The sequence below is a fragment of the Aeromonas sp. ASNIH1 genome, from assembly GCF_002934285.1.
GTDB lineage: Bacteria > Pseudomonadota > Gammaproteobacteria > Enterobacterales > Aeromonadaceae > Aeromonas > Aeromonas caviae.
In genome coordinates this window covers 2,416,346-2,440,229 of the sequence record NZ_CP026228.1, presented here as the reverse complement: position 1 = coordinate 2,440,229, position 23,884 = coordinate 2,416,346, and the positions used below count along the sequence as shown (strand labels likewise).

The window sequence follows — 23,884 nt, the reverse complement described above, 5'->3', positions numbered from 1 at the left end:
GCTTCATCGAGCCAACTCCATCCAGTTTCCTGCACCCGGGGTGCTGACCTATCCCTGCCCGTCCCGGCAGGCGGCTCATCTTTGTCCAGTTGCAGCCCGCCGTCAACCGCGGCGAAACCACACCTTGTACGGCACCGACCTCAGGCTCCATCTCTGTTAACAATCTGGAAAACCGGCGTGACCCGCCCCTGCGCCAGGGCTATGATGAGGCCGACGATTTTCCTACCCTCAGGGAGACCCCAGATGAGCAGCCCCTTGCACTATGTGCTGGATGGCATCCATTGCGAGCCACACTTTTTTACCGTGCCCCTCGACCACCAGCATCCCGATGAGGAGGCGACCCTCACCCTGTTTGGCCGCACCCTCTGCCGCAAGGACAAGCTGGATGATGACCTGCCCTGGCTGCTCTATTTGCAGGGGGGCCCGGGCTTTGGCGCTCCTCGCCCCACCGCCGATGGCGGCTGGATCAAGCGGGCCCTGCAGGAGTTTCGGGTGCTGCTGCTCGATCAGCGCGGCACCGGCCACTCCACCCCCATCAGTGCTGACGCCATGGCGGGGATAACCCCCGGTGAGCAGGCGGACTACCTCGGCCATTTTCGTGCCGACAGCATAGTGCGCGACGCCGAATGCATTCGCGAGGTGCTGAGCCCGGGGCGCCCCTGGAGCCTGCTCGGCCAGAGTTTCGGCGGCTTTTGCAGCCTTACCTATCTCTCGTTGTTCCCGCGGAGCCTGCACGAGGTCTACCTCACCGGCGGCGTGGCACCCATCGGGCGCAGCGCGGACGAGGTCTACCGCGCCACCTACCAGCGGGTGGCGGACAAGAACCGCGCCTTCTTCACCCGCTTCCCCCATGCCCAGGCCCTGGCCAACCGGCTGGCCAACCACCTGCACCACCACGACGTACGCCTGCCCAACGGCCAGCGCCTGACGGTGGAGCAGTTGCAGCAGCAGGGGCTGGATCTGGGGGCCAGCGGCGCCTTCGAGGCACTTTACTACCTGTTGGAAGACGCCTTCATCGGCGAACGCCTCAACCCCGCCTTCCTCTATCAGGTGCAGGCCATGCAGCCGTTCAACACCAACCCGGTGTTCGCCATCCTGCACGAGCTCATCTATTGCGAAGGGAGTGCCAGCAACTGGGCGGCCGAGCGGGTGAGAAGGGAGTTCCCTGCCCTGGCCTGGGCGCCCGGCAAAGATTTCGCCTTCACCGGCGAGATGATCTTCCCCTGGATGTTCGAGCAGTTCCGCGAGCTCATTCCCCTGAAGGAGGCCGCCCACCTGCTTGCCCAGAAAGCGGACTGGGGCCCCCTCTACGATCCGGCGCAGCTAGCCCGCAACACTGTGCCGGTGGCCTGCGCCGTCTATGCCGAGGACATGTACGTGGAGTTTGACTACAGCCGCGACACCCTGAAGGGGCTTGGCAACAGCCGCGCCTGGATCACCAACGAGTACGAACACAACGGCCTGCGGGTCGATGGCGAGCGGATCCTGGATCGGCTCATCCGCATGAACCGGGATCGCTGATCCCGCCGGGCGCACGCCCGCAGCAAGACAACAAGTTCGAGGGCGGCCCATGAGCCGCCCCGCCCATGGAAGCAACACAAAACAACAAGGACACCCATTGGATCATCCGGAAATCTCGGCCGGCTGGCTGAGTCGCCTCTTCTATCGCTGGACCGGCCCGCTGCTGCGCAAGGGGCTGACCCAGCCCCAGGTCAGTCTCGACGATCTTTATCCCCTGCTGCCGGAAGACAGGCGCGACGGCCGCGCCGACGCCTTCCTCGCGCTCACCGCCCGCCAGCCGGTGCGCCCCTGGCCCCTGACCGCCTTTATCTGGCGTCATTACAAGGGACAAATTGGCCTGCTCACCCTGCTGCAACTGCTCGGCATGCTCGCCACCCTGACCAGCCCCTGGCTGCTCAACCACAGCATGACCCAGCTCGGCACCGATGCCACCACCGGCCACAAGCTGCTGCTGGCCCTGGCCCTGTTCGCCTCCGTGCTCGCCGCCGGCATGCTGGCGGAGCACTCCCTGCAACTGGCCCTCAAGATGCACGTGCCCATCCGCCGTCTGCTGGCCGAATCCCTGCTCGCCAAGGTGATGAAGCAGGGTGGCAAGAGCTTCGACGACAGGGCCGGCGGCCGGGTTCAGAACCTCATCAACCGGGACGTGTGGGACATTACTTGGATTCTTGCGGACCCCGCCATGCCGGTCACCATGGCGCTGCAACTCATCGGCACCATCGCCCTGCTGGTGTGGCAGGTGGGCAGTGCCGGTCTGGTGGGCTTCGCGGTGCTGGCCCTGCTGCTGCTCATTTCCACCCGGGTAGTACGGCGCATGAACCAGCAGGAGCAGCAGCTCAAGCGCCAGCAGGACGAGCGCAACGGCATCCTGGCGGAATACATCAAGAAGCTGAGGCTGGTACGCCAGAACGGGCTTGGCCCCTTCTTTACCCGGGCGGCCAACACCAAGCGCCAGCAGGAATTGGGGGTGCTGGGCCGGGTGCTCAGGCTCGATGCCATCAACGAAGGGCTGATGCTGAGCACTCCCCTGCTGGTGACCCTGGCCACCTTCACCACCTACCTGGCGTCGGGCAACACCCTCACCCTGCCCCAGGTGTTCACCACCATCGCCCTGTTTACCGTGCTGCGCATCCCCATGATGCGACTGCCCTACCTCATCCGCACCCTGATCAACTTCAACACCGGCTTCAACCGGCTGTGCGAGTTCCTGAACAGCCCGGAGCAGCATCGGGAACTCGATGATCCCGCCCTGCCGGCGGGGGCCCTCCACCTGGAAGGCGTCAGTGCCCTGCACCAGCAAAAACCGGTGCTCGAGGGAGCCAACCTCGCCATCGCACCGGGGGAGCTCGTGGGGATCACCGGGGCCACCGGGGCGGGCAAGAGCTGCCTGCTGCATCTGGTTGCCGGCTTTGACAGCGAGTTTGCCGGCAGCATCCGTCGCCACGGCCGGGTTGCCCATCTGGGCCACAAGCCCTGGCTGATGAACGACACCATCCGCAACAACATCCTGTTCGGCCAGCCCTGGCACGCCGAGCGCTATCGTTGGGTGCTCGGCGCCTGCGCCCTCACGGCCGATCTCGCGCTGCTCAGCCACGGGGATCAAACCCTGGTGGGCGAGCTCGGCACCCGCCTCTCCGGCGGCCAGCAGCAGCGGGTCGCCCTGGCTCGCGCCCTCTACGCCCGGGCCGATATCCTGCTGCTGGACAACCCCTTGTCTGCGCTCGACCCCATGGTCGCGGCCCAGGTACTGGAGCAGGGGCTCGTCTTCAAGCCGGGGCCGACCCGGCTCCTGGTGAGCCACGATCCGGATGTGCTGGCCAGGTGCGATCGGGTGATCCGCATCGAGCAGGGGCGCCTGGTGGAGCTCGATGCCCACCAGTTGGCGGATCTTGTCCAGCATCCCCAGCCCGCCCCGCCGGTGCCCCCTCAGGAGGCGGAGCAGTTCAGCGAGGAGAAAGTGGTGGAGGGCAAGGTGGACTGGGGGCTGTTTGGCTTCATGTGGCAGCGCCTCGCCGCCCCCGGTGCCATCCTGCTCGTCCTGCTGCTCACCCTGGGCCAGGAAGGGCTGCGCATCGCCTCGGATCTCTGGCTCGGCGGCAAGGCCGAGGTGAGCGACGTCACGACCCTGCTCGGCATCTATGTGCTGCTGGGGGCGGGCTCCCTCGCCTGCATCATGGCGGTACGGGTCATCAACTACACCCTTGGCCTCAAGCTGGCCTGGACCCTGTTTGACGGCATGCTGGGGCGCATCAGCCGCGCCCCCATGGCCTTCTTCGACAAGGTGCCCCAGGGGCGCATCCTCAACCGCTTCGACCGGGATCTGGGGGAGGCGCAAGAGATGCTGCTCTCCATGCTGGTGGGACTGTTCGGCATGCTGGTGTCCGTGGCCTTGCAGGTGGTGGTGATCGGCATCAATATTCCCCTGCTGCTGCTCATCGCCCCCCTGGTGGGATGGGCGCTCTATGTGTTGCAGCGCCGCTACCGGGCGGTGCAACTCAAGCTGCGGCGCCAGTCCTCGGTGCTGCGCTCCCCGCTCTACATCAGCATCAGCGAGACCATCCGCGGCGCCCCCGCCCTGCGCCTGGCCGGGGCCGAGCGTTTCGCGCTGGACCAGGTGCTGCACCACTATGACAACAACCTGCGCAGCTGGTACACCACCACCTCCATCAACCGCTGGCTCGGCATGCACCAGACCCTGCTCTCCGCCGTCCTGGTGGGGGCCGTGGCGCTGATGGTGGCCTTTGGCAACAGCCCGCTGCTGGGGGCGGTTGCCATCACCTATGCCTTTACCGCTTCCGCCATGCTCAACTCCCTCATCCGTACCTTTGCCGAAGTGGAACAGGTGATGAACGCGGTAGAGCGGGTGCGCGAATACAGCGAAATAGAGAGCGAGCGCCAGGAGGGGGAGGCCCTCGCCACCCCTCACCCTGCGGTGCGCTTCGACAACCTGGGGCTGCGCTACCCCCAGACCAGCCAGTGGGCGCTGCACAAGGTCAACTTCGAACTGGCCCCCGGTGAAAAGGTGGGTGTGTGCGGGCGTACCGGGGCAGGCAAAAGCTCCCTGCTGGGGGTATTGCAGGCCATGTATCCCGCCTCCCAGGGGGAGATCTTTTACGGCAATCAGCCACTGTCACGACTTGCACCGGAGGCGGTGCGCGATCTCTACGACACCGTCTCCCAGATCCCGCTCACCTTCTTTGGCTCCTTGCGGGCCAATCTGGCGCCCCTGACCGAGCATGAGGACGCCATGCTTGAGCAGGCGCTGGCCCGGGTGGGCCTCGCCGAGCGCTGCGCCGGGCGGCTGAATGAGGATCTCGACAGGCTGCAACTCTCCGCTGGCGAGACCCAGTTGCTGGTTATCGCCCGCATCCTGCTGTCGCGTCGCCCGCTCATCGTGCTGGACGAGGCCACCTCGGATCTCGATCACGGCGGCATGCGCAAGATGGCGGAGCTGCTCTACCGCTACCGGCCGGAGGCCAGCTATCTGGTGATCGCCCACCACCTTGAGCCGCTCTTGTCGGTGGACAAGGTGGTGGTGATGGAGGCTGGCACCGTGGTGGAGCAGGGGTCGCCGGTGAGCCTGCTGGCCAACTCCCACTCCCGCTTCCACCAGCTGTTTGCCGGCCAGGTCAACCGTCAAGTGCCCCAGACGGCATGAGCGCCAAAAATAACAAGGGCTGCCCGCGGGCAGCCCTTGTTGCTTGAGGAGGGCCTCAACGCTCCATGATCTGGGTGATGTCGTCCTTGTTGATGTGCACTTCCCTCCCCTCTTCATCGTAATAGCGATACATGCCTGTGGTCTCGTCCAACCTGGGTTTGCTGTCGGTGGCAATCATCTTGCCATCCTTGGTGCTCATGATGTATTGGGAGCTGCACCCCGCCAATCCCAACAGACAAACCAGCATCATCACAGCTTTCATCACTCTCCCCTTCTTCACGCTCACCCTGGCGGTGATAGATGAAGCCTCGCTCAGGGTGGGTTTCAGACTGCAGCAGCTACAAAATTAGAGCAAAAAGTCAACCCCACCAGACAAGATTCACACAAAACCCCCACACAGATACCAGAAACAAAGTCATTACGTCCGGCATGCTGAATTATCAACACGCAGTCACATACCCGGTCATTTATTGTGCCTTCTGTTCAAAGAAAGGAATAATCCGAGATTGGTCATAGGAATTGTCTGATATATGTTGCAAAAAAATACACTTTTGATAAATTTCCGCGCGGAAAACAAATCTCATCCTGATTACCCATGACCCTCAGCCAGCTTCAAGAGCCGATATGGCATCGGAGGGCTTGCCACGACTGCATGCCCCAATTCAACCAACATGCTCTTGAGGTCAAAACGATGATTAAACCGGAAGCAGTATTCCGCAAGATGCCTTGGTAAATGCTTCGCTCCGAGCGTATGGCAACTGCCCCGCAGCGAGTTTTTCACATTTCCTATCATCGTGTTTACCCAGTTGAATGCCGGATGATCCAGCCAGTCCAGGTTGCCCCCGGTGACAACACCCAGGTGCTCACAATTGGCCTCCTTGACCGCTTTGAAACAGGCCAATCCATCGGATATCACCGCGCTACCACTGGCAATATGCCGTTTTGCCCAATCAGCAACGGACTTGGTTTTGAAACCATCGACCACCGTCATCCGCATCTTGATTGGATGTCCTTCCTTGTTCAGGGCCACTGCTGCCACAAACGGCGTCTTGCCTGCCGCGCCCCGACCCCGTTTACCACCACGGCGCTCGCCACCCCAGTAGACATCATCGAGCTGAATGATGCCGCTGATGGGCTGCTTGTCATCGGACTCTTTCATGGCTTGCAGCAGCTTGTGCTTGAGCATCCAGGCGGTGTCATATTTGACGCCCAACTGGCGCTTTAGCTCCATCGCTGACAAGCCTGTTTTGGTTTGTGACAACAGGTGCATTGCCAGAAACCACTTGGTCAGTGGGAGCTTGGTGTTTGCGAAAATCGTGTTTCCAGTCAATGACATCTGGTGACGGCAGTGATTGCATTGCCACACACGTGGCCGCCTTCTCAGGCGACAACAGGTCTTGTTGGCACATTCAGGGCAGACAAAGCCGTTAGGAAAACGCCAAGTGAACAGCGCGTTTTCGCACTGAGCCTCAGTGCCATAGTCCTTGAGAAACTCAAACAGGCTGTAGCCTTTCTGGAATTGGATTTTGCTTTTGGCCATGATCTCGCACCTCGATAACTGTACGTAAGATCAGTATAGTTCGTGGTAACTGACTGCTAATCATGGGTAATCAGGAATCTCATAGTCATTGCCAACACAATCAACTATTTGACGCTTTGACCATCGGGATGCGACGCACACTGTCGCCCAACCTGAAAAAATAACAAAAAATATACATCCCATGCCGATTTGCCCTTCGGATGCGGTAGCCATGTCTTTTTATCCCTGACCAGCATGGACGTTGTGACACGCATAATGAGTGAAGACACAATAATTGCCGTACACAGGGCAGCACACTGACCCCAAGTACCAATCATGCCACCCCTGCCCCTGCGGGTGGTTTGCTCCTCATGCTGACAGCGCTGGGCATACCCGGACCTTCCATATACCTGGGTGCCTTGCATATAAAAACGTCACACAGGCATGTTCTAATATACGGGGCTTGTTATTTTTCACGGATATATAAAGAAAGTCTAATTTACTCGATGACCGAGTAAACACCCTATTTATTACCCACCATCTTCAGCAATCTGAACAAACACATTGCAAGGCTTTACCTAAAATGAAATTTATAACAGCGCCATGGATATTAGCTGCGATTAGTTTAAATGTATTCGCTGCGCCGCAAATCAGCCCGCAGATGATGGAACAATTCAAGCGCCTGCCCGCTGATCAGCAACAGGCTCTGGCCAAGCAATACGGTATTTCTGTCGACCAGTTCCAGAATGCCAGCGCCATGACCCCTGTCACCCCGTCAACACCGGTAGCTGCGCCACGGGAGGTCGACTATAGTCAGGTATCCCAGCGCCCGCTGATCGCAGGGGTAGCCCAGCCAGGGGAACTCCAACCATTCGGTTACAATGTGTTCGCCGGTGAACCCATTCTGGATGCCCCCGTGACCGACATGCCCGTTGCAGATGACTATGTCATTGGCCCGGGGGATGAAATCCATGTACAGCTGTATGGCAAGGAAAACGCGGTCTATGACCTGAGCGTCGGTCGAGAAGGCTTCATCGACTTCCCCAGTCTCGGTCCTATCTCTGCCAGTGGATTGACCTTCCAGCAATTCAGAAGCGACCTTGAAACCCGGATCAAGGAGCAGATGATAGGCGTCAACTCCTTCATCAGCTTTGGTTCCATGCGCGCCATGCAGGTCTTTGTGATGGGGGATGCCTATCGCCCCGGTGCCTACAATGTCAGCGGCATGGCGACCGTCACCCAGGTCTTGCAGGCGGCAGGCGGCATCGACACCGTCGGCTCCCTGCGCAAGATCCAGGTCAAGCGGGCCGGACAGAAGGTCATCGATGTGGATCTGTACAAGATGCTGGTCTGGGGGGATACCAGCCAGGATATTCGCCTGCAGGCAGGGGATACCGTCTTCGTCCCGGCCAAAGGCAGTGAAGTGTCCATCAGCGGACTGGTCAAGCGCCCCGCCATCTACGAATTGAGAAACTCTGCCCCCCTGGCGGACGTGCTCGCCCTGGCCGGTGGCGTAAAGGCGTCCGCCTTGCAGGAAGTCTCGGTAGAACGTCATACAGACACCGGTCTGAAAGTCTTCAACCTGACGCTGGCCAATGGTCATGACCGTCAGTTCAGCATCCGGGACGGCGACAAGATTTCGGTCAAACCGAGCAGCACCGAGTACAGTCAGGCCATCGTCGTCAAAGGGGCCGTAGTACGTGATGGCGTCTACAGCTACACCCCGGGCACCCGCATCAGCAACCTGCTCAAGAGCGTTCAGCGGGATCTCATCTCCGCGACCGATCTGAGCTATGCCCTGGTCGTCCGGGAAGTGGACTCCCAGCGCAATATCAGCGTGATCCAGTTCAACCTGGGCAAGGCGCTGCAACAGCCGGGCAGCAAGGACGATGTGGTACTCCAGGCCAGGGACCAGGTGCTGGTGTTCCGCAACGATGCCACTGACCGGCTCAGAGAGACCGCCGCAACCTCGACGAGAGTGAAGGATCTCAAGACCAAGACGAGGGAGCTGGACAACGCCGCCATGATGCGGACCGATGTTTCCACCGGCGCCGATGTCAAGAGTGACGAGCTCAACAATGACTCTCAGATCAAGCTCTCCTCCCTGTCCGACAAGACCGCCACGGACGCAGTGGTCGCCGATTCACGGCAAGCCCTTCTGGCGCCTGTCATCGAGCGCCTGAAGGCACAGTCTACCCTGGGTCAGCCGGTGAAGATCATGGAAGTGCGTGGCGAAGTGAAATACCCGGGCCTCTACCCGCTGACCGACAACAGCCGCATGTCCGATGCCATCCTGGCCGCCGGCGGATTCAACGAGCAGGCCAACGTTGTCGAACTCTCCCGCGTCAATGAGCGGGGCGACAGCATCCTGGTACAGAACGAGCGATTCTCGCTGGATACCGCCAACAGCCCTTACGGTTCACCGCTGCTGCAATCCAAGGACAACATCAACGTCCTGCCCCATCCCCAATGGCGGCAAGAGGCGACCGTCCAGGTCTTCGGTGAAGTGAAATTCCCGGGCACTTACACCGTGCGCCGGGGAGAGAGCCTGCACGATCTGATCGAGCGCGTGGGTGGCATCACGACCTACGCCAACCCCAACGGAGCCATCTTCGCCCGCAAGGCCCTGCGCAAGCAGGAGGAAGAGCGGCTGGTGATGCTGCGCGATGAACTTCGCCAGGAGATCTCGACCATGACCTTGCGCAGACAGAGCACCATTGCCAACTACAGCAGCTCCCCTGCCGAAGCCATGTCGGTGGTCAACCAGCTGGAAAACAGCAAGGCCATCGGACGCATGACCATCGACATGCCAGCCCTGCTGGCCGGAGAGAAGCAGTCAGACGTCCTCCTTGAGGATGGCGACAAACTCTATATCCCGACCATGCAGAACGTGGTCTCCATCGCGGGCATGGTGCAGTTCCCCTCTTCCCATATCTACAAAGAGGAGACCAGCATCAACGAGTACATCAGCCTGGCCGGTGGTACCAAGAAACAAGCCGATACCGATCGCGTCTATGTCATCAAGGCCAACGGCAGCGTGATGCTGCCCAATGACAGCTGGTTTGGCGGACGCAAGAGCCTGGAGCCGGGGGACACCATCATAGTGCCGGTGGATTCCGACTATCTGGACAACCTGAGCATCATGTCTTCGGCGACCCAGATCATGTATCAGTTGGGCGTCGCCTGGTCCGCCATCAAATAACGCGCTGGACGCGTCCAGTCATATTCCATAGGACTCATCAAATCATCATGGAAGCACAAAAAGCGAACGTCATTCCCTTGCCGAGGGATCTTGCTCCGGCAAGCGATGAAATCGACCTGCGAGAGCTGGCTGTTGCCCTGTGGCAAGGCAAGTGGTGGCTCTTTGCCACCACATTGATCGCGACCTGTCTCGCCGTTGCCTTCGCACTGTGGAGTCCCAACATCTATCGTGCCGAAGCGCTCCTGACCCCCTCCCTTGAACAACAGGGGGGAGGACTCTCCGCGCTGGCCTCCCGCTTCGGCGGGCTGGCCAGTCTGGCCGGGGTCGATCTGGGCAACAAAGGAGGAGACAAGGCGTCCATCGCCATCGAGGTGGGCAAGTCGCGGCTGTTTCTCGGGGAGTTCATTCGCCGCCATCAACTGGCCGTCCCCCTGATCGCCGCCACCGGCATGGATAAAACCACGGGGGAGCTGCTCATCGACCCCGAGGTCTATGACACCCAGTCCCAACAGTGGGTCCGCGAGATGCCGCCCGGCAAGTCTCCCGAGCCCACTGACTGGGAGCTCATCAAGGCGTTCAGGAGCCTGGTCAATCTCAACAGCGACCCCAAGACAGGGCTGCTGACCGTCAGCGTCGACTTCTACTCCCCGCAACTGGCAAAACAGTGGGTGGACTGGTTGATCGACGATCTCAACAGCACCATGAAACAGCGGGATCAGGAGGAGTCAAAACGCAATATCGCCTATTTGACCGAACAACTCTCCAAGACTTCCGTTGCCGATATGCAGAAAGTCTTTTATCAATTGATAGAAGAGCAGACCAAAACCTTGATGCTCGCCGAAGTCAATCAGGAATATGTCTTTAAAGTGCTTGACCCTGCCGTTATCGCCGAAGAGAAAATAAAGCCGAAACGGGCACTCATCGTCGTATTGGGTGCCCTCTTGGGCGGCATGTTGGGGGTGATGATAATTTTGGTTCGATTTGCATTCCGTCATGATAAAAAATAATGGATGCAAGTTGATCAAAAACGATGGCTTGCCATCACAATAGAGTAGAACGATCGTCGACTATTCTGATTTTATAAGGGAAATATATGAAGAAGAGTGTTTTGATTATGACTGCACTGCTGGCCCTGTCCAGCCCGACCATGGCTGCTGAAGAAGTCGCTGCTGGCGCAGGCTCCAGCACTGGCGCCGCTGCCGGTGCCGGTGCTGCTGGCAGTGCTGCTGTCGGTGGCATCACCGCTGGTGCCCTGGCCGTTGGCGTAGCCGCTGCTGCTGCCATCGGTGTTGCCGTTGCCGTTGCCAGCAACAACAACGACGACAACCCCTCGACTGTCACCAGCACAGCTCGTTGATATAATGAAACCTGATTACCCATGACCCTCAGCCAGCTTCAAGAGCCGATATGGCATCGGAGGGCTTGCCACGACTGCATGCCCCAATTCAACCAACATGCTCTTGAGGTCAAAACGATGATTAAACCGGAAGCAGTATTCCGCAAGATGCCTTGGTAAATGCTTCGCTCCGAGCGTATGGCAACTGCCCCGCAGCGAGTTTTTCACATTTCCTATCATCGTGTTTACCCAGTTGAATGCCGGATGATCCAGCCAGTCCAGGTTGCCCCCGGTGACAACACCCAGGTGCTCACAATTGGCCTCCTTGACCGCTTTGAAACAGGCCAATCCATCGGATATCACCGCGCTACCACTGGCAATATGCCGTTTTGCCCAATCAGCAACGGACTTGGTTTTGAAACCATCGACCACCGTCATCCGCATCTTGATTGGATGTCCTTCCTTGTTCAGGGCCACTGCTGCCACAAACGGCGTCTTGCCTGCCGCGCCCCGACCCCGTTTACCACCACGGCGCTCGCCACCCCAGTAGACATCATCGAGCTGAATGATGCCGCTGATGGGCTGCTTGTCATCGGACTCTTTCATGGCTTGCAGCAGCTTGTGCTTGAGCATCCAGGCGGTGTCATATTTGACGCCCAACTGGCGCTTTAGCTCCATCGCTGACAAGCCTGTTTTGGTTTGTGACAACAGGTGCATTGCCAGAAACCACTTGGTCAGTGGGAGCTTGGTGTTTGCGAAAATCGTGTTTCCAGTCAATGACATCTGGTGACGGCAGTGATTGCATTGCCACACACGTGGCCGCCTTCTCAGGCGACAACAGGTCTTGTTGGCACATTCAGGGCAGACAAAGCCGTTAGGAAAACGCCAAGTGAACAGCGCGTTTTCGCACTGAGCCTCAGTGCCATAGTCCTTGAGAAACTCAAACAGGCTGTAGCCTTTCTGGAATTGGATTTTGCTTTTGGCCATGATCTCGCACCTCGATAACTGTACGTAAGATCAGTATAGTTCGTGGTAACTGACTGCTAATCATGGGTAATCAGGTAATGAAATAAAGACTGCCTCAGGGCAGTCTTTATTATTTCTCTATTTATTCAGTGATGCTTTCATGCTAATCAAGCGCATTCTTTTATTGCTATCAATGTTGTTGTTTGGCTGTGCAGACAGCAACGTTGATAGCTATCAACAGCTCAAATATATCTTCACTGCGGATGATGAGATAACCATTACCCCGGAAGCCATCGAAAAGCTGCCCTATGCCAGTGCATTGCTCACCATTGACGACAGACCCACTATATTGCTCGTGCTCGCCTTTGCCGAGGGGGATCGCCTCTCCTGGGTCAGCAGCGACAGAGGCTTGATAGTGACCGAGCATGGTCGAATTACCAAGACGCTCAAGCTGGATAATGATCTTCGCTATTTCGCCGCCACCATGGCGGATCCCTTGAGTCAGGCCGTCATTCCCGGCGATGCCCAATTCAGTTATCTGGCCGAATGGGCGCAACTTCGCCACAGCGGAAGAAACCTCCACACCACCTTCAAACAGCTGGCTGATGAAAATCTGGATATCAATGGCGCCGTGCTGACGACCTCCCTCTACGAAGAGACGGTCCAGTCGGTGAAGGATGACCTGACGTGGCAGAATTATTACTGGCTGGACAAAAAGACGGGCTTGGTCAGAAAAACCATTCAGCACATCGGCCCTGACAACAGCACCATCGAGATGGTCTTCACCAAGCCCTATGCACCATGAAAAAAATCATACTCTCGCTTCTGATTGGCTATGCCCCCTGGCTTCATGCCGACAGCATCACCCGGGTGATGGTCGGCCATGCCAGCAAGACCACCATTTCCCTCTCCGATAGCCAGCGTCTGGAACAACTGTTGAATGCGCCCGGCTTGCCCGGCGACGTCTACTGGCCTGCCGCCATCATCTCCTCCCCCGCCCAAGATGAGTCTGCACAGCAAGCCAAAGAACAGCTGCTCAGCGATCTGAAAGCCCTCCAGGTTCTCTGGATGAGAGCGCATCAGGGCGGCCTGGTTCAGGCCACCCAGCAACTGCTGCGCGAGCTGGATCAGCTCGATGTGGCCGGCCGGATTGACATCAAGCTGGATCCGGATCTCAGCAGAGTGGAGCCTGCAAACAACCCTCGTCTGTCTGGCGACTATTCTCTCTATCTCTCTCGCAGACCATCCAGCCTCTACCTGCTGGGATTGATCAACAGTCGCAGGTCCATGCCCCATGAACCCGCCAAGGGGCTGGCTGAATATTGGCAGGGCCACAGTCTGCTACCCGGCGCCAACCCTGGTGAGGTCTATCTCATCCAGCCGGATGGCCGCGTCCAGTTGTCCCCCGTCGCGGTGTGGAACGAATACCATATCGAGCCCATGCCGGGTGCAACCCTGTTTGCCGGTTTCGATCCGGCGCTGTTGCCTGCCCAGTTCAAGAACATCAATCTCCGTATTGCCGACATGATTGCTAATCGGATACCCGAGTAATGCTGACCAGAATCGCCACTCTCTCGCTGCTTGCCTCCCCCTTCGCGTTTGCCAACACGGACAGCTTCTCGCCTCTCCTCCCCACCCAGAGTGATTTTGGTGGCGTGGGCCTGCTCCAGATGCCGACGGCACGCATGGCTCCGGAAGGCGAGTTTTCATTCAACTACATGGATGACCAGGAATACCGGCGCTGGTCCATCTCCATGCAGCCATTCTCCTGGCTGGAAGCCACCCTGAGATACACCGACATTCGCACCCGGCTCTACAGCAATGACGAGAATTTCAGTGGCGACCAGACCTACAAGGACAAGGGGCTGGATGTCAAAGCCCGACTCTGGACCGAATCCACCTGGCGCCCACAGGTCTCTGTGGGACTGCGCGATGTGATGGGGACCGGGCTCTTTGACAGCGAATACATCGTCGCCAGCAAACGCTACAAGAACCTTGATTTCACCTTGGGAATGGCGTGGGGAAACATGGGTCAGAGCGGCAACATCAAGAACCCCTTCTGTGAAGTCCGTGAAGGCTGGTGTCAGCGTGATGACGGCTTCTCGGGCAGCGGCGGCAAGTTTGAGTTCGGCAGCCTGTTCCATGGCCCGGCGGCCCTCTATGGAGGGATAGAGTACCAGACCCCCTGGCAGCCCCTCAGGCTCAAGCTCGAATACGAGGGCAACGACTACAGTCACGAGTCGGCGGGGGCCATCGTTCAGAGCACCCCTGTCAATGTGGGCATCGTCTACCAGCCTTACGATGTGTTCGACATGCACCTCAGCTATCAGCGCGGCAATACCCTGATGTGGGGGCTGACATGGCATACCAACTTCAACGACCCTTCCCTGTCGCTGCCCAAGGTCATGGATCCCCCCGTTCCGGCCTATCAGGCCAGCCAGGTCGACTCCCTGGAGCAGGTCGACTGGTCGACGCTCTCTTCCCAGCTGGCCAGCAATGGGGGCTGGCATCAGGCCTCACTCTACAGTGACAAGGAGACCCTGACGCTGGAAGCAGAGCAGACCCGATACAGGGATCAGGCCCAGAGCGAGCAGAGAGCCACCCTGCTGGCCGTCAATGCCCTGCCTTCCACGGTGAAAGAACTGCGCATCATCGAGCAGAAGCAGGGGATGCCCCTGCAGGAGAGCCGAGTCGATCTCGACTCCGTGCGTCGTGCCAACAGCGATCTCCCCCTCGGCCAGACACAAGAGATCGAGGTCAGCCGCCAGCCACCGGCCCCCGTCGAAGGCACACTGCGCCATGGAGCCGAACCCCGCTCATGGGATTTCAAGATAGTGCCCAAGCTGAGCCAGTCCATCGGGGGAGCCGAGAGTTTCTACATGTACCAACTCGGGTTGAATGCCAACACCGACTGGCACATGACCGAGCACGACTGGGTGAGCAGCACCGTCTTCGTCAACCTCGTCAACAACTATGACAAGTTCAATTACACCGAGCCGCCGCCCGATGGAGAGGCCCTGCCCCGGGTCCGTACCTGGGTGCGGGAGTACGTGACGTCATCGAATGTGCTGCTCAACAACCTGCAGCTCACCCACATGGACAAGTTTGCCGATGGCTGGTACGGCCAGGCCTATGGCGGCTATCTGGAGATGATGTATGCCGGTGTCGGCGGGGAGGCCCTGTATCGCCCCTTCAACCGCAACTGGGCCATCGGCGCCGATCTCAACCTGGTCAGGCAGCGGGACTGGGAGAACACCCTCCAGCTCGCCGATTACCAGATCGCCACCGGCCATGTCACCACCTACTGGCAACCGGCGTTTCTGGACAAGGTGACCGCCCAGATCTCGGTGGGTCGCTACCTCGCGGGGGACTATGGCGCCACGTTCAACTTCGCCAAGACCTTTGATTCGGGGATCAGCGCCGGTTTCTTCGCCACCTTCACCAATGTGTCGGCAGAAGAGTACGGCGAAGGGAGCTTCACCAAGGGCCTCTACATCACCATCCCGTTCGACCTGATGATGTTCAAGTCCACCATCGACAGCGCCAACATCAGCTGGGTCCCCCTGACCCGGGACGGCGGCCAGATGCTGTCGAGGAAGTACGGCCTCTACGACCAGACCAGCGTGGCCTCCTTCTGATCCCGGTTCACCATGCCTTGCAGACAAAAAAGCACCTTCCATGAAGGTGCTTTTTTATTTCCGCTGCTCGGCTTTGCCGTCTCAGTTGCCCGGCTTGCGCTCGCCGGTGACGGTGGGGTTGGCCGGATCCATGCTCCACTCGAACCATCCGCCGTCGTAGACGCTGATCCGCTTCCAGTCCATCAACCAGGCGTAGAAGAACGCCTCGGAGGCGCGCCAGCCGGTGCCGCAGTAGAAAGCGGCCTGCTGGGTCGGCTCGATATTCCACTCATCCCACATGGCGAGGATCTCGCGGGCGGGCTTCATGGTGCCGTCCGGGTTGTGGAAGTCGCTCATGCTGTTGGCATCCACCCCGCCATGACCCCATCTGGCCCCGGGAATGTCCCCCTTGGGCTTGATGTAGCTGTAGCCCGAGGTATTGCCCACGAACTCGTCCCAGGTGCGCACGCTGACCAGGGCGCCGTCCGGCTGCTTGAGCAGGGCCTTGGCCTGGTCAAGGGTGGTGTAGTACTCGGGATGGGCGGGGATGGCCACGCCAAACTCCCTGGCCGGTTTGAAAGTATTGGCCAGCCCGGTCTCGGTGCGCAGATGCTGCACGAACCAGGCCTCCAGCCCGCCATCCAGCAGCCGCACATCCTCGACCCCCGCATACATCATCAGATGGGCCGCACGGGCCGCCGCCATGGTGTTGCGGCCATAGAGGATGACGGTGGTGTCATGACGGATGCCGTTCTCCAGCAGCAGCGCCTTGAGCGCCTCGTCAGAGACCTTGTTCCACAGCGGCTCCCCTTCCAGCCGGTTGGTGTCGATGTAGCCGGCTCCCGGAATGTGGCTCAGCAGATAGGCCTTGGGGGATCCCCAGTCCACCTCGAACACCTTCCACTCCCCCTTGGGGGCGGCGATGACCGGCTTGCCTGCCTGCAAGTCTGCCAGCCAGAGCGGATGGACCAGCTGCTGCCAGCGTGCCAGATGCTCCCGGGGCGCCTCTTTCCATCCCTGCAGCTCGAACAGCTGCTTGATGCCCTGCTGGCGCAGCAGACGGGCCACCTCGGCCACCTCGCGAGGGGTGCCATAGAGGGCGACGGGTTTGTCGGCCTTCAGCCCCTTGCTCGCGAGTGCCGCAGGCCACTCCTCGTCACTGTATTTCCACTCTGCGGAGAGCAGCTCGGCACCGGCCACATGGCCCCCCTGCTTCTCCCCGTCCATGGGCCAGCCCTGGTAGAAATAGCTCGGGCGGGTATCCAGGATCACCGCCTCCTTCCCCTTGGCATCCGCCAGGGAGAGCGGGGGCAGCTCGGCGGCCAGCGCGGGCCAGGCACACCAGATCAGCAAGGCGGTCAGGCAGCTTCGCCACAGTCCAGTCATTCGTTTCATGATGTCGTCTCGATGCATAGTGAAGAGAGTTAAAAAATGGAGCGGCCCAGGCGCTCGGCCAGCAGCTCCAGCGCCGCCATCCCGGCCAGGGAGTTGCCCGCCTTGTTGAGCTCGGGTGACCAGACGCAGATGGAAAGCTCTCCCGGGATCAGCGCCATGATGCCGCCCCCCACCCCGGATTTCCCCGGCATGCCGACCCGGTAGGCAAAGTCGCCCGCCTCGTCATAGAGGCCGCAGGTGGCGAGCAGGGCATTGACCTGCTTGGTGGTCCGGGCCGGCAGCAGGGGCGTACTCTCGCCAAGAGGGACACCCCGGTTGGCCAGATAGACGAAGGCTCGTGCCAGATCGACGCAGCTCATGCGGATGGCGCAGGCATTGAAGTAGCTCTGCAATACCTTGTCCACCTCGTTCTCGAAGTTGCCATAGGCCTTCATCAGATAGGCGATGGCGGCATTGCGGGCGGAGTGCTGGTACTCGGAGCGCGCCACCACCTGATCCGCCATGATGGCCGGGTTGCCGCACAGGCGGCGCACCAGCTCCAGAGTGCGTTGGCGAGGAGCGGTGAGCCGGGTTTCCAGCAGATCGCTCACCACCAGGGCACCGGCGTTGATGAAGGGGTTGCGGGGAATACCCTGCTCGAACTCCAGCTGGACGAGGGAGTTAAACGGCTGGCCGGAGGGCTCCTTGCCCACCCTGGCCCAGATCTCCTCCTCCTGATAGAGGGTCAAAGCCAGCGTGAGGCTCAGGGCCTTGGAGATACTCTGGATGGAGAAAGGCTCGAAAGCGTCACCTGCGGTGAACAATTCCCCTTCAACGGTACAGACCGCGATCCCCAGCCGGTCGGCAGGCACCTGGGCCAGGGCGGGAATGTAATCGGCCACCTTCCCCTGCCCGAGCAGCGGACGCACCTCTTCCAGGATGCCGGCCAGTAATTCGGATGACAACACCATTGGCTATTCCATGACGTGAAACGAGGCGGGGCCAGCCCACCGACAAAAATCCCGCCGGCGGCGGGATTTTCTATCTGCCCGGGAGGCAGTCAGATATCAGGCCGGCTCGCCGTACCAGAGATCGAACAGCTCGGTGACCACCACGGCCTCCAGCCCTTTGCCTTGCAGCCAGGTCTGAACGGCGGAACGGTCTTCGTCGGTGCACTTGCCGAGCTGCTGGGTGCAGACCATCCCTTCCCAGGCCAGGTGACCCGAGCCGGCGAAGGCCAGCTTGCGAGGTTCGATCACCTCGTCGATCAGCGCATCGACCACGGCATCAATGGTCTCTTCGGCGGTGCCGACCGGGAAGTTGAAACTGATGTCGAACCCCATTTCCTGGAATTCATCGACGCGCAGTTTCTTACGCAGACGGCGGCTACGGTTGGCCATGATAGCTCCTTAGTTGATACGTTGACTCAGTTGACTCGTTTGAAAATCAGATCCCAGACACCGTGGCCCAGACGATGGCCACGCTGCTCGAATTTGGTCAGGGGGCGCCAGTCGGGACGGGGCACCCAGTTGCCGGTGGCGGAGGTGTTCTCGTACCCCTCGGCGGCACTCATCACCTCCAGCATGTGCTCGGCGTAGTTCTCCCAGTCGGTGGCCATGTGGAAGACGCCACCGATGGCAAGCTTCTGGCGGATGTCCTGGGCAAAGGCAGGCTGCACGATGCGACGCTTGTGGTGGCGGCTCTTGTGCCAGGGGTCCGGGAAGAAGAGCTGCAGGCAGGAGAGAGACCCGTTCGGGATCATATGCTCCAGCACTTCCACCGCATCGTGGCAGATGACGCGCAGGTTGGTGACGCCCGCCTCCTGGGCGGTGCCAAGGCAGGCGCCTACACCCGGAGAGTGCACCTCGATGCCGATGAAGTTCTTCTCGGGGGCGTTCTTGGCCATCTCCACCAGGGAGGCGCCCATGCCGAACCCGATCTCCAGCACCACGGGTGCCTCGCGGCCAAACAGGGCCACCATGTCGAGCGGCTCTGGTGCGAAATCGATGCCCATGACCGGCCAGAGCTCTTCCAGGGCCTTCTCCTGCCCTTTGGTCAGGCGGCCTTCGCGACGGACGAAGCTGCGGATCTTGCGCATGAACTTGCCGTCTTCGTTAAACACATCTTGGGTCACAGACATAGTAAATTGCTCGTTATTGCATCGCTCTGGAACAGAGCCGACATAAATGGATCGCTCGTTATTGCATCAGTTCGCAAAAACAGGGGAGCGAATTATCCCAAGATAGGCACAAGGCGCAAGTGTTTCCCACAACAAATCCCCCGGGACTGCCCACATCCACCGGCAAGGTTGACAAATGCCACCCCCTTCACAGAATCTGCCGGACGTCGGGTTCATCCTGACGCGGAAAAATAAAACCATATACAACAAAGGATTGCAGTATGAAGAAAACCCTGTTGGCCCTCGTCCTGCCTGCCCTGCTGGCCGGTTGCAACCCCTCTGACAACGACTCCCAACCCCCTGCCCCCGCGGCTCAGGCCCATGAATTTCTGGTGCAACTGAGCTCTGGTGCAGAAGGGATAGGCGCTCGTCCCACGGGCACCGAGGCCGAAACCCGCGCCGCCGCCTGGATCCAGGATCACCTGGCCGGTTGGGGCTACGAGGTGCAGAACCAGCCGTTCACCTACACCCGGAGCGGCACAGACCGAACCTCCCAGAACATCGTCGCCGAGCTCAAGGGTCAGAGCGACAGGGTGATCCTCATCGGTGCCCACTATGACAGCACCGGCGAGAAGAAAGGATCCGAAGGCGCCACCGACAACGGGGCCGGCGTCGCCGCCCTGCTGGCGGTTGCCGAGGCACTCAAGGAAGAGACCCTGCCCTACACGGTGCGTTTCGCCTTCTTCGGCGCAGAGGAGAACGGCCTCAACGGCTCCAAAGCCTATGCCGCCAGTCTCGACACCGACGCCGTCGCCAAGCTGCTGGCCATGGTGAACTACGACACCATCGCCGGGGGTGACATCGTCTATGTCCACTCGGCCCACTCCGACGTGGCCGAGTACAACTGCGCCGACCCGAGCCGCTACAGCTTCGATCCCAAGGTGCGCGATCGCCTGCTGGCCATCTCCCAGCAGACCGCCACCCCGTTCGCCATCCACCCCAGCTACAGCGGCTACCCGGAAGGGGAGACCGGCAGCTGGTCCGATCATGCCCCCTTTGCCTGCCTGGGGGTGCCCATCGCCTACGTGGAGGCCACCAACTTCACCATCAACGGGGAAGATGGCTATGACGGCTACTCCCAGAGCACCAATCCGGCGCTGTGGGACTGCTACGACGACGCCACCAAGAGCGCCTGCGACCGGGACAGCGAGACCCAGTGGGGCAAGATCTGGCACACGGAGCATGATCGCCTCGACAAGATGGCCGAGCTCTTCCCGGGCCGGATCGAACAGCAGCTCGGGGCCAATACCGACTTGATGATCCGCTTCCTCAAGGCGCCGGGGCTCTGAGCCCCATCCCGCCCGATGCCCCCCTGACAGGGGTTTTTGCGCCCCTGACCGGGGTCGGGACGATAAAATTCGGGCAGGTGCCAAACCTGCCCTTTTTTATGGATTTTTGTGACAGCCATTGCCTCATTTCTGAAATCTGATACAAACGGATAACCTGGCGGTTGAATGGAGCGACCGCCACCTAGTCAGAGAGAACCCTATGCAGCCGTTTTTTGCCCAGCGCTTCGAGAAGGTCGAGCCTTCCTTTATCCGCGAAATCCTCAAAGTTGCCGCCAATCCGGAGATCATCTCCTTCGCCGGCGGCCTGCCCAACCCCCATCTGTTCCCGGTCAAGGCCATCGAGCAAGCGTGCCAGGACGTGCTGCGCGAGCAGGGAGCCGCCGCGCTGCAATATGCCACCACCGAGGGCTTTGCCCCGCTGCGCCAGTTCATCGCCGACCGCTACCTGAGCCGCCACGGCATGACCGTCAATCCTGACAACATCCTCATCACCAGCGGCTCCCAGCAGGCGCTGGATCTGCTGGGCAAGGTGCTGGTGAACGAGGGGCAGGATCTCATCATCGAAGAGCCGGGCTACCTTGGCGCCATCCAGGCGTTCTCCGTCTATCAACCGAATTTCAAGCCCATCACCCTGGCGGAAGAGGGGCTGGATCTGGCCGCGCTGGATGCGCTGCTGGAGCAGGGCTCCAGCGCCAGGCTGCTCTACGGCGTGCCCAACTTCCAGAACCCGAGCGGTGTTTCCTACAGCCGCGCCAACCGGGAAGCCCTGGCCGAGCGCCTGGTGCGCCACGATCTGCTGATGGTGGAAGACGACCCCTATGGCGAGCTGCGCTTCGAAGGGGAGCACCTGCCCCCCATCGCCAAGCTGGCCCCCCACAACACCGTACTGCTCGGGTCCTTCTCCAAGACGGTGGTACCCGCCTTCCGCCTGGGCTGGATGGTGGTGCCGGAATGGCTGCGCAAGAAGGTTACCATCGCCAAGCAGGCCACCGACCTGCACAGCAACGCCTTCAGCCAGCAGGTGCTGCACCGCTTCCTGACCGACAACTCCCTCGACGCTCACCTGGAGAAGATCAAGGAGGTCTATGGTCGCCAGCGTGCCGCCATGGAAGCCGCCCTCGCCCGCCACTGTCCGCCCGGCGTCAGCTACACCCGTCCCGAAGGGGGCATGTTCCTCTGGCTGACCCTGCCGCCCAGCGTCAGTGCCATGGCCCTGTTCGACGAGGCCATCAAGGAGAAGGTGGCCTTCGTGCCCGGCGCCCCCTTCTATGTGCGCCCCGAGATCCAGAATACCCTGCGCCTGAGCTTCTCCTGTGTGGATGAAGCGACCACGGAAGAGGGGGTTCAGCGTCTGTGCCGTGCCCTGGCCCGCATGCTCTGAGCCATCCGGCCATAAAAAAACCAGCGACCCGGTCGCTGGTTTTTTTTGCCTCGCGCTTACCCCTCAGCGCCCCTGCCCGGCCAGCTGGCTGACAAACTCCTTCATGGGCATGGGCCTGCCAAACAGGTAGCCCTGCAGGAAGGTCACCTCGCGGGCCTTCAGATAGTCGGCCTGCACCTGATTCTCCACCCCTTCCGCCACCAGTTGCAGACCGAGCCGGGTCGCCAGATCGATGACGTTCTCCACGATGTGGCTGGAGAGCGCGTCCGACCCAATCATGCCGACGAAGCTCTGATCGATCTTGAGGAAGTCTACCTGGAAGGTCTGCAGGTAGGTCAGGCTGGAGTGGCCGGTGCCGAAATCGTCGATGGCGATGAAGATCCCGAGGGCATGCAGCTCGGCAAAGAGCCGGTCCGTCGTCTCGTCCGCCACGATGAGCTCGCGCTCGGTCAGCTCCAGCACCAGCTTGATGGGATTCCCCTTGAAGGCGTTGATGAAATCCCGGCAATCCTCCACCAGGCTCAGATCCTTGCAGTGGCTGGCGCTGATGTTGAAGCCGAAGTGGAACCCTCGCGGCAGATGGTGCGCCTTGCCCGCAAACTGTTCGCGCACCTGCGCCATCAACAGCCGGGTCATGGGCACGATGAGGCCACTGTCCTCTGCCAGGGGAATGAAGCGATCCGGCGAGATCATCCCCTGACGGGGGTGTTGCCAGCGCATCAGCACCTCGCAACCGCTCCATTGGCCGTCCTCCCCGTTCACCACGGGTTGCAGATAGGGGATGAACTCCTGCTGGGACAGTGCCCGTTTCAGCTCCTGGGCCGGCGAAGTCGAACGTCCCATCAGCCAGAAGACCGCCACCCCGAGCAGCAGGCTCAGCAGAGGATAAATAATGACGCCCACCTTGGAGTAGTCCCAGATGTGGGCACGGTACTCATCCACCGACACCGTGGTCACTACCTTGAACGGGTACCTGGTCGAGACCTGTTCGAGATAGCCATTGCGATCCTTGGGGATCAGCTTGTCGGTGAGTTCGCTGTTTCGCAGCAGCATCTCGTTGCCGACCACCAGCCCCAGTGGGGAGTTGCGGCTCAGCATGTCCAGGATGTTGAGCAGGTAGTAGCCGTCGACCCCCACCAGCACGCTGAACTCGCCCACCTCTTCCCGGTAGGCGATGAGGGGGCGATTCGGGGTGACCGGGTTGCCCTTCATCAGGTCGAGCCTGCCCCCGACATAGTCATCCAGTTTGATGCCGCCATCGACCGGGCCATAGAGGGAAGAGCAGTAGATCCGATCCCCCCTGGCCAGGTTGACGCTGCGCACATCCGGCACCGTGGCCACCTGATCCCTGAGCCCCTGCACCACCTCGAGACAGGGCCTGCCCAGGCTGCCGGTGAGGGCCGACGCCGCCAACTGGGCATTGTCCAGAGTGCGGTCGAACATGACCCTGGCATGTTCCAGGCGCGCCACCGCATCCTGTTTCACGCCGGTGGCGGTCTGCCAGATGACGATGACGAGCCCAAGGAGCATGGGCAACAGGCCGGCCAGCAAGGCACAGAGCAGCCGGACATAGAATTGACGCACCTTCAAACGTCGAAATGGCATAACGGCCCTCATGAACATGGCGAAAAAGCGCTCGAGTTTACCCGCTGGCGCCCGTTTGGCAAGCCGGAATGAGCCCCTGATACCGCCGCGCCACGGCGCCTCCCGTGGTCGCAACGCCCGGCAACCCCGTGGACAAAGGGGGCGGCGTCTTGGGAGACAAAAATCATAATGCTCATAAAAACAGGAGCTTGTCCATCGGGCACCCAGGCTCTAGAGTAGACCCTAGAGCGTCAGGGA

General features: G+C 60.4%; 18 protein-coding genes. 10 read left to right on the top strand and 8 right to left on the bottom strand.

Translation table 11 applies throughout. The features are described from left to right. Window positions 1–243: 243 nt before the first annotated feature. The gene (locus C2U37_RS11825; RefSeq protein ID WP_104452344.1) at window positions 244–1,521 is read left to right on the top strand and encodes an alpha/beta hydrolase; all 1,278 of its coding nucleotides are present in this window, start codon (window positions 244–246) and stop codon (window positions 1,519–1,521) included. A 97-nt stretch (window positions 1,522–1,618) separates the two neighbouring features. Next, window positions 1,619–5,179: an ATP-binding cassette domain-containing protein gene (locus C2U37_RS11820; RefSeq protein WP_104452343.1), complete on the top strand. Its 3,561-nt coding sequence runs from the start codon at window positions 1,619–1,621 to the stop codon at window positions 5,177–5,179. A 55-nt stretch (window positions 5,180–5,234) separates the two neighbouring features. Here the strand turns inward: C2U37_RS11820 and C2U37_RS11815 are convergent, their stop codons facing one another. Next, entirely contained in the window at window positions 5,235–5,441 is a 207-nt protein-coding gene (locus C2U37_RS11815; RefSeq protein ID WP_041215736.1) for a YgdI/YgdR family lipoprotein, read from the bottom strand. A gap of 327 nt (window positions 5,442–5,768) precedes the next feature. Further along, a complete protein-coding gene (locus tag C2U37_RS11810) occupies window positions 5,769–6,719 on the bottom strand; it encodes an IS1595-like element ISKpn3 family transposase (protein ID WP_005342491.1) in 951 nt (316 codons plus the stop codon). 640 nt (window positions 6,720–7,359) lie between these two features. Here C2U37_RS11810 and C2U37_RS11805 point away from each other — a divergent pair. The 3 genes from C2U37_RS11805 to C2U37_RS11795 all read left to right on the top strand — a co-directional run bounded on the left by C2U37_RS11805 (window position 7,360) and on the right by C2U37_RS11795 (window position 11,257). After that, window positions 7,360–9,900 carry an SLBB domain-containing protein gene (locus C2U37_RS11805; protein ID WP_158656246.1) on the top strand — a complete coding sequence of 847 codons (2,541 nt, stop codon included), beginning with the start codon at window positions 7,360–7,362 and terminating at the stop codon, window positions 9,898–9,900. A 47-nt stretch (window positions 9,901–9,947) separates the two neighbouring features. Beyond that, window positions 9,948–10,907, top strand: coding sequence for a Wzz/FepE/Etk N-terminal domain-containing protein (locus tag C2U37_RS11800; RefSeq protein ID WP_104452341.1), 960 nt, complete (start codon window positions 9,948–9,950; stop codon window positions 10,905–10,907). A gap of 107 nt (window positions 10,908–11,014) precedes the next feature. Then, the gene (locus C2U37_RS11795; RefSeq protein WP_199770528.1) at window positions 11,015–11,257 is read left to right on the top strand and encodes a hypothetical protein; all 243 of its coding nucleotides are present in this window, start codon (window positions 11,015–11,017) and stop codon (window positions 11,255–11,257) included. 15 nt (window positions 11,258–11,272) lie between these two features. Here C2U37_RS11795 and C2U37_RS11790 read toward each other — a convergent pair whose 3' ends face one another. After that, window positions 11,273–12,223 carry an IS1595-like element ISKpn3 family transposase gene (locus tag C2U37_RS11790; RefSeq protein WP_005342491.1) on the bottom strand — a complete coding sequence of 317 codons (951 nt, stop codon included), beginning with the start codon at window positions 12,221–12,223 and terminating at the stop codon, window positions 11,273–11,275. Window positions 12,224–12,362: 139 nt separating this feature from the next. Here C2U37_RS11790 and C2U37_RS11785 point away from each other — a divergent pair, with 139 nt between their 5' ends. Genes C2U37_RS11785 through C2U37_RS11775 form a run of 3 tightly spaced genes read left to right on the top strand, consistent with a single transcriptional unit; the run spans window position 12,363 to window position 15,840 of the window. Continuing rightward, the gene (locus tag C2U37_RS11785) at window positions 12,363–13,007 is read left to right on the top strand and encodes a YjbF family lipoprotein (protein ID WP_104452339.1); all 645 of its coding nucleotides are present in this window, start codon (window positions 12,363–12,365) and stop codon (window positions 13,005–13,007) included. Continuing rightward, window positions 13,004–13,753 carry a capsule biosynthesis GfcC family protein gene (locus C2U37_RS11780; protein ID WP_042014281.1) on the top strand — a complete coding sequence of 250 codons (750 nt, stop codon included), beginning with the start codon at window positions 13,004–13,006 and terminating at the stop codon, window positions 13,751–13,753. The genes C2U37_RS11785 and C2U37_RS11780 overlap by 4 nt, the downstream gene beginning before the upstream one ends. Next, entirely contained in the window at window positions 13,753–15,840 is a 2,088-nt protein-coding gene (locus C2U37_RS11775) for a YjbH domain-containing protein (protein ID WP_104452338.1), read from the top strand. The genes C2U37_RS11780 and C2U37_RS11775 overlap by 1 nt, the downstream gene beginning before the upstream one ends. A gap of 81 nt (window positions 15,841–15,921) precedes the next feature. On the opposite strand, the gene C2U37_RS11770 is transcribed toward C2U37_RS11775, so the two are convergent. From C2U37_RS11770 to trmB, 4 genes are all read right to left on the bottom strand, one after another. Continuing rightward, complete coding sequence (locus tag C2U37_RS11770) at window positions 15,922–17,205, bottom strand: sulfurtransferase (protein WP_373870761.1); 1,284 nt, start codon at window positions 17,203–17,205, stop codon at window positions 15,922–15,924. Between the two features lie 38 nt (window positions 17,206–17,243). Further along, a complete protein-coding gene (gene glsB / locus C2U37_RS11765) occupies window positions 17,244–18,164 on the bottom strand; it encodes a glutaminase B (RefSeq protein WP_104452336.1) in 921 nt (306 codons plus the stop codon). Between the two features lie 96 nt (window positions 18,165–18,260). Beyond that, on the bottom strand, window positions 18,261–18,593 hold the full coding sequence (locus C2U37_RS11760) for a YggL family protein (protein ID WP_010675500.1): 333 nt from the start codon (window positions 18,591–18,593) through the stop codon (window positions 18,261–18,263). Window positions 18,594–18,619: 26 nt separating this feature from the next. Continuing rightward, window positions 18,620–19,333, bottom strand: coding sequence for a tRNA (guanosine(46)-N7)-methyltransferase TrmB (trmB, locus tag C2U37_RS11755; protein ID WP_010675501.1), 714 nt, complete (start codon window positions 19,331–19,333; stop codon window positions 18,620–18,622). Between the two features lie 260 nt (window positions 19,334–19,593). Between trmB and C2U37_RS11750 the strand changes: the two genes are divergently transcribed. Together C2U37_RS11750 and C2U37_RS11745 are read left to right on the top strand one after the other, a co-directional pair. After that, window positions 19,594–20,661, top strand: coding sequence for a M28 family metallopeptidase (locus tag C2U37_RS11750; protein WP_104452335.1), 1,068 nt, complete (start codon window positions 19,594–19,596; stop codon window positions 20,659–20,661). A 199-nt stretch (window positions 20,662–20,860) separates the two neighbouring features. Next, window positions 20,861–22,042, top strand: a complete 1,182-nt coding sequence (locus C2U37_RS11745) for an aminotransferase-like domain-containing protein (protein WP_010675503.1) — start codon at window positions 20,861–20,863, stop codon at window positions 22,040–22,042. Window positions 22,043–22,105: 63 nt separating this feature from the next. Here the strand turns inward: C2U37_RS11745 and C2U37_RS11740 are convergent, their stop codons facing one another. After that, on the bottom strand, window positions 22,106–23,647 hold the full coding sequence (locus tag C2U37_RS11740) for an EAL domain-containing protein (RefSeq protein ID WP_010675504.1): 1,542 nt from the start codon (window positions 23,645–23,647) through the stop codon (window positions 22,106–22,108). Window positions 23,648–23,884: the final 237 nt, after the last annotated feature.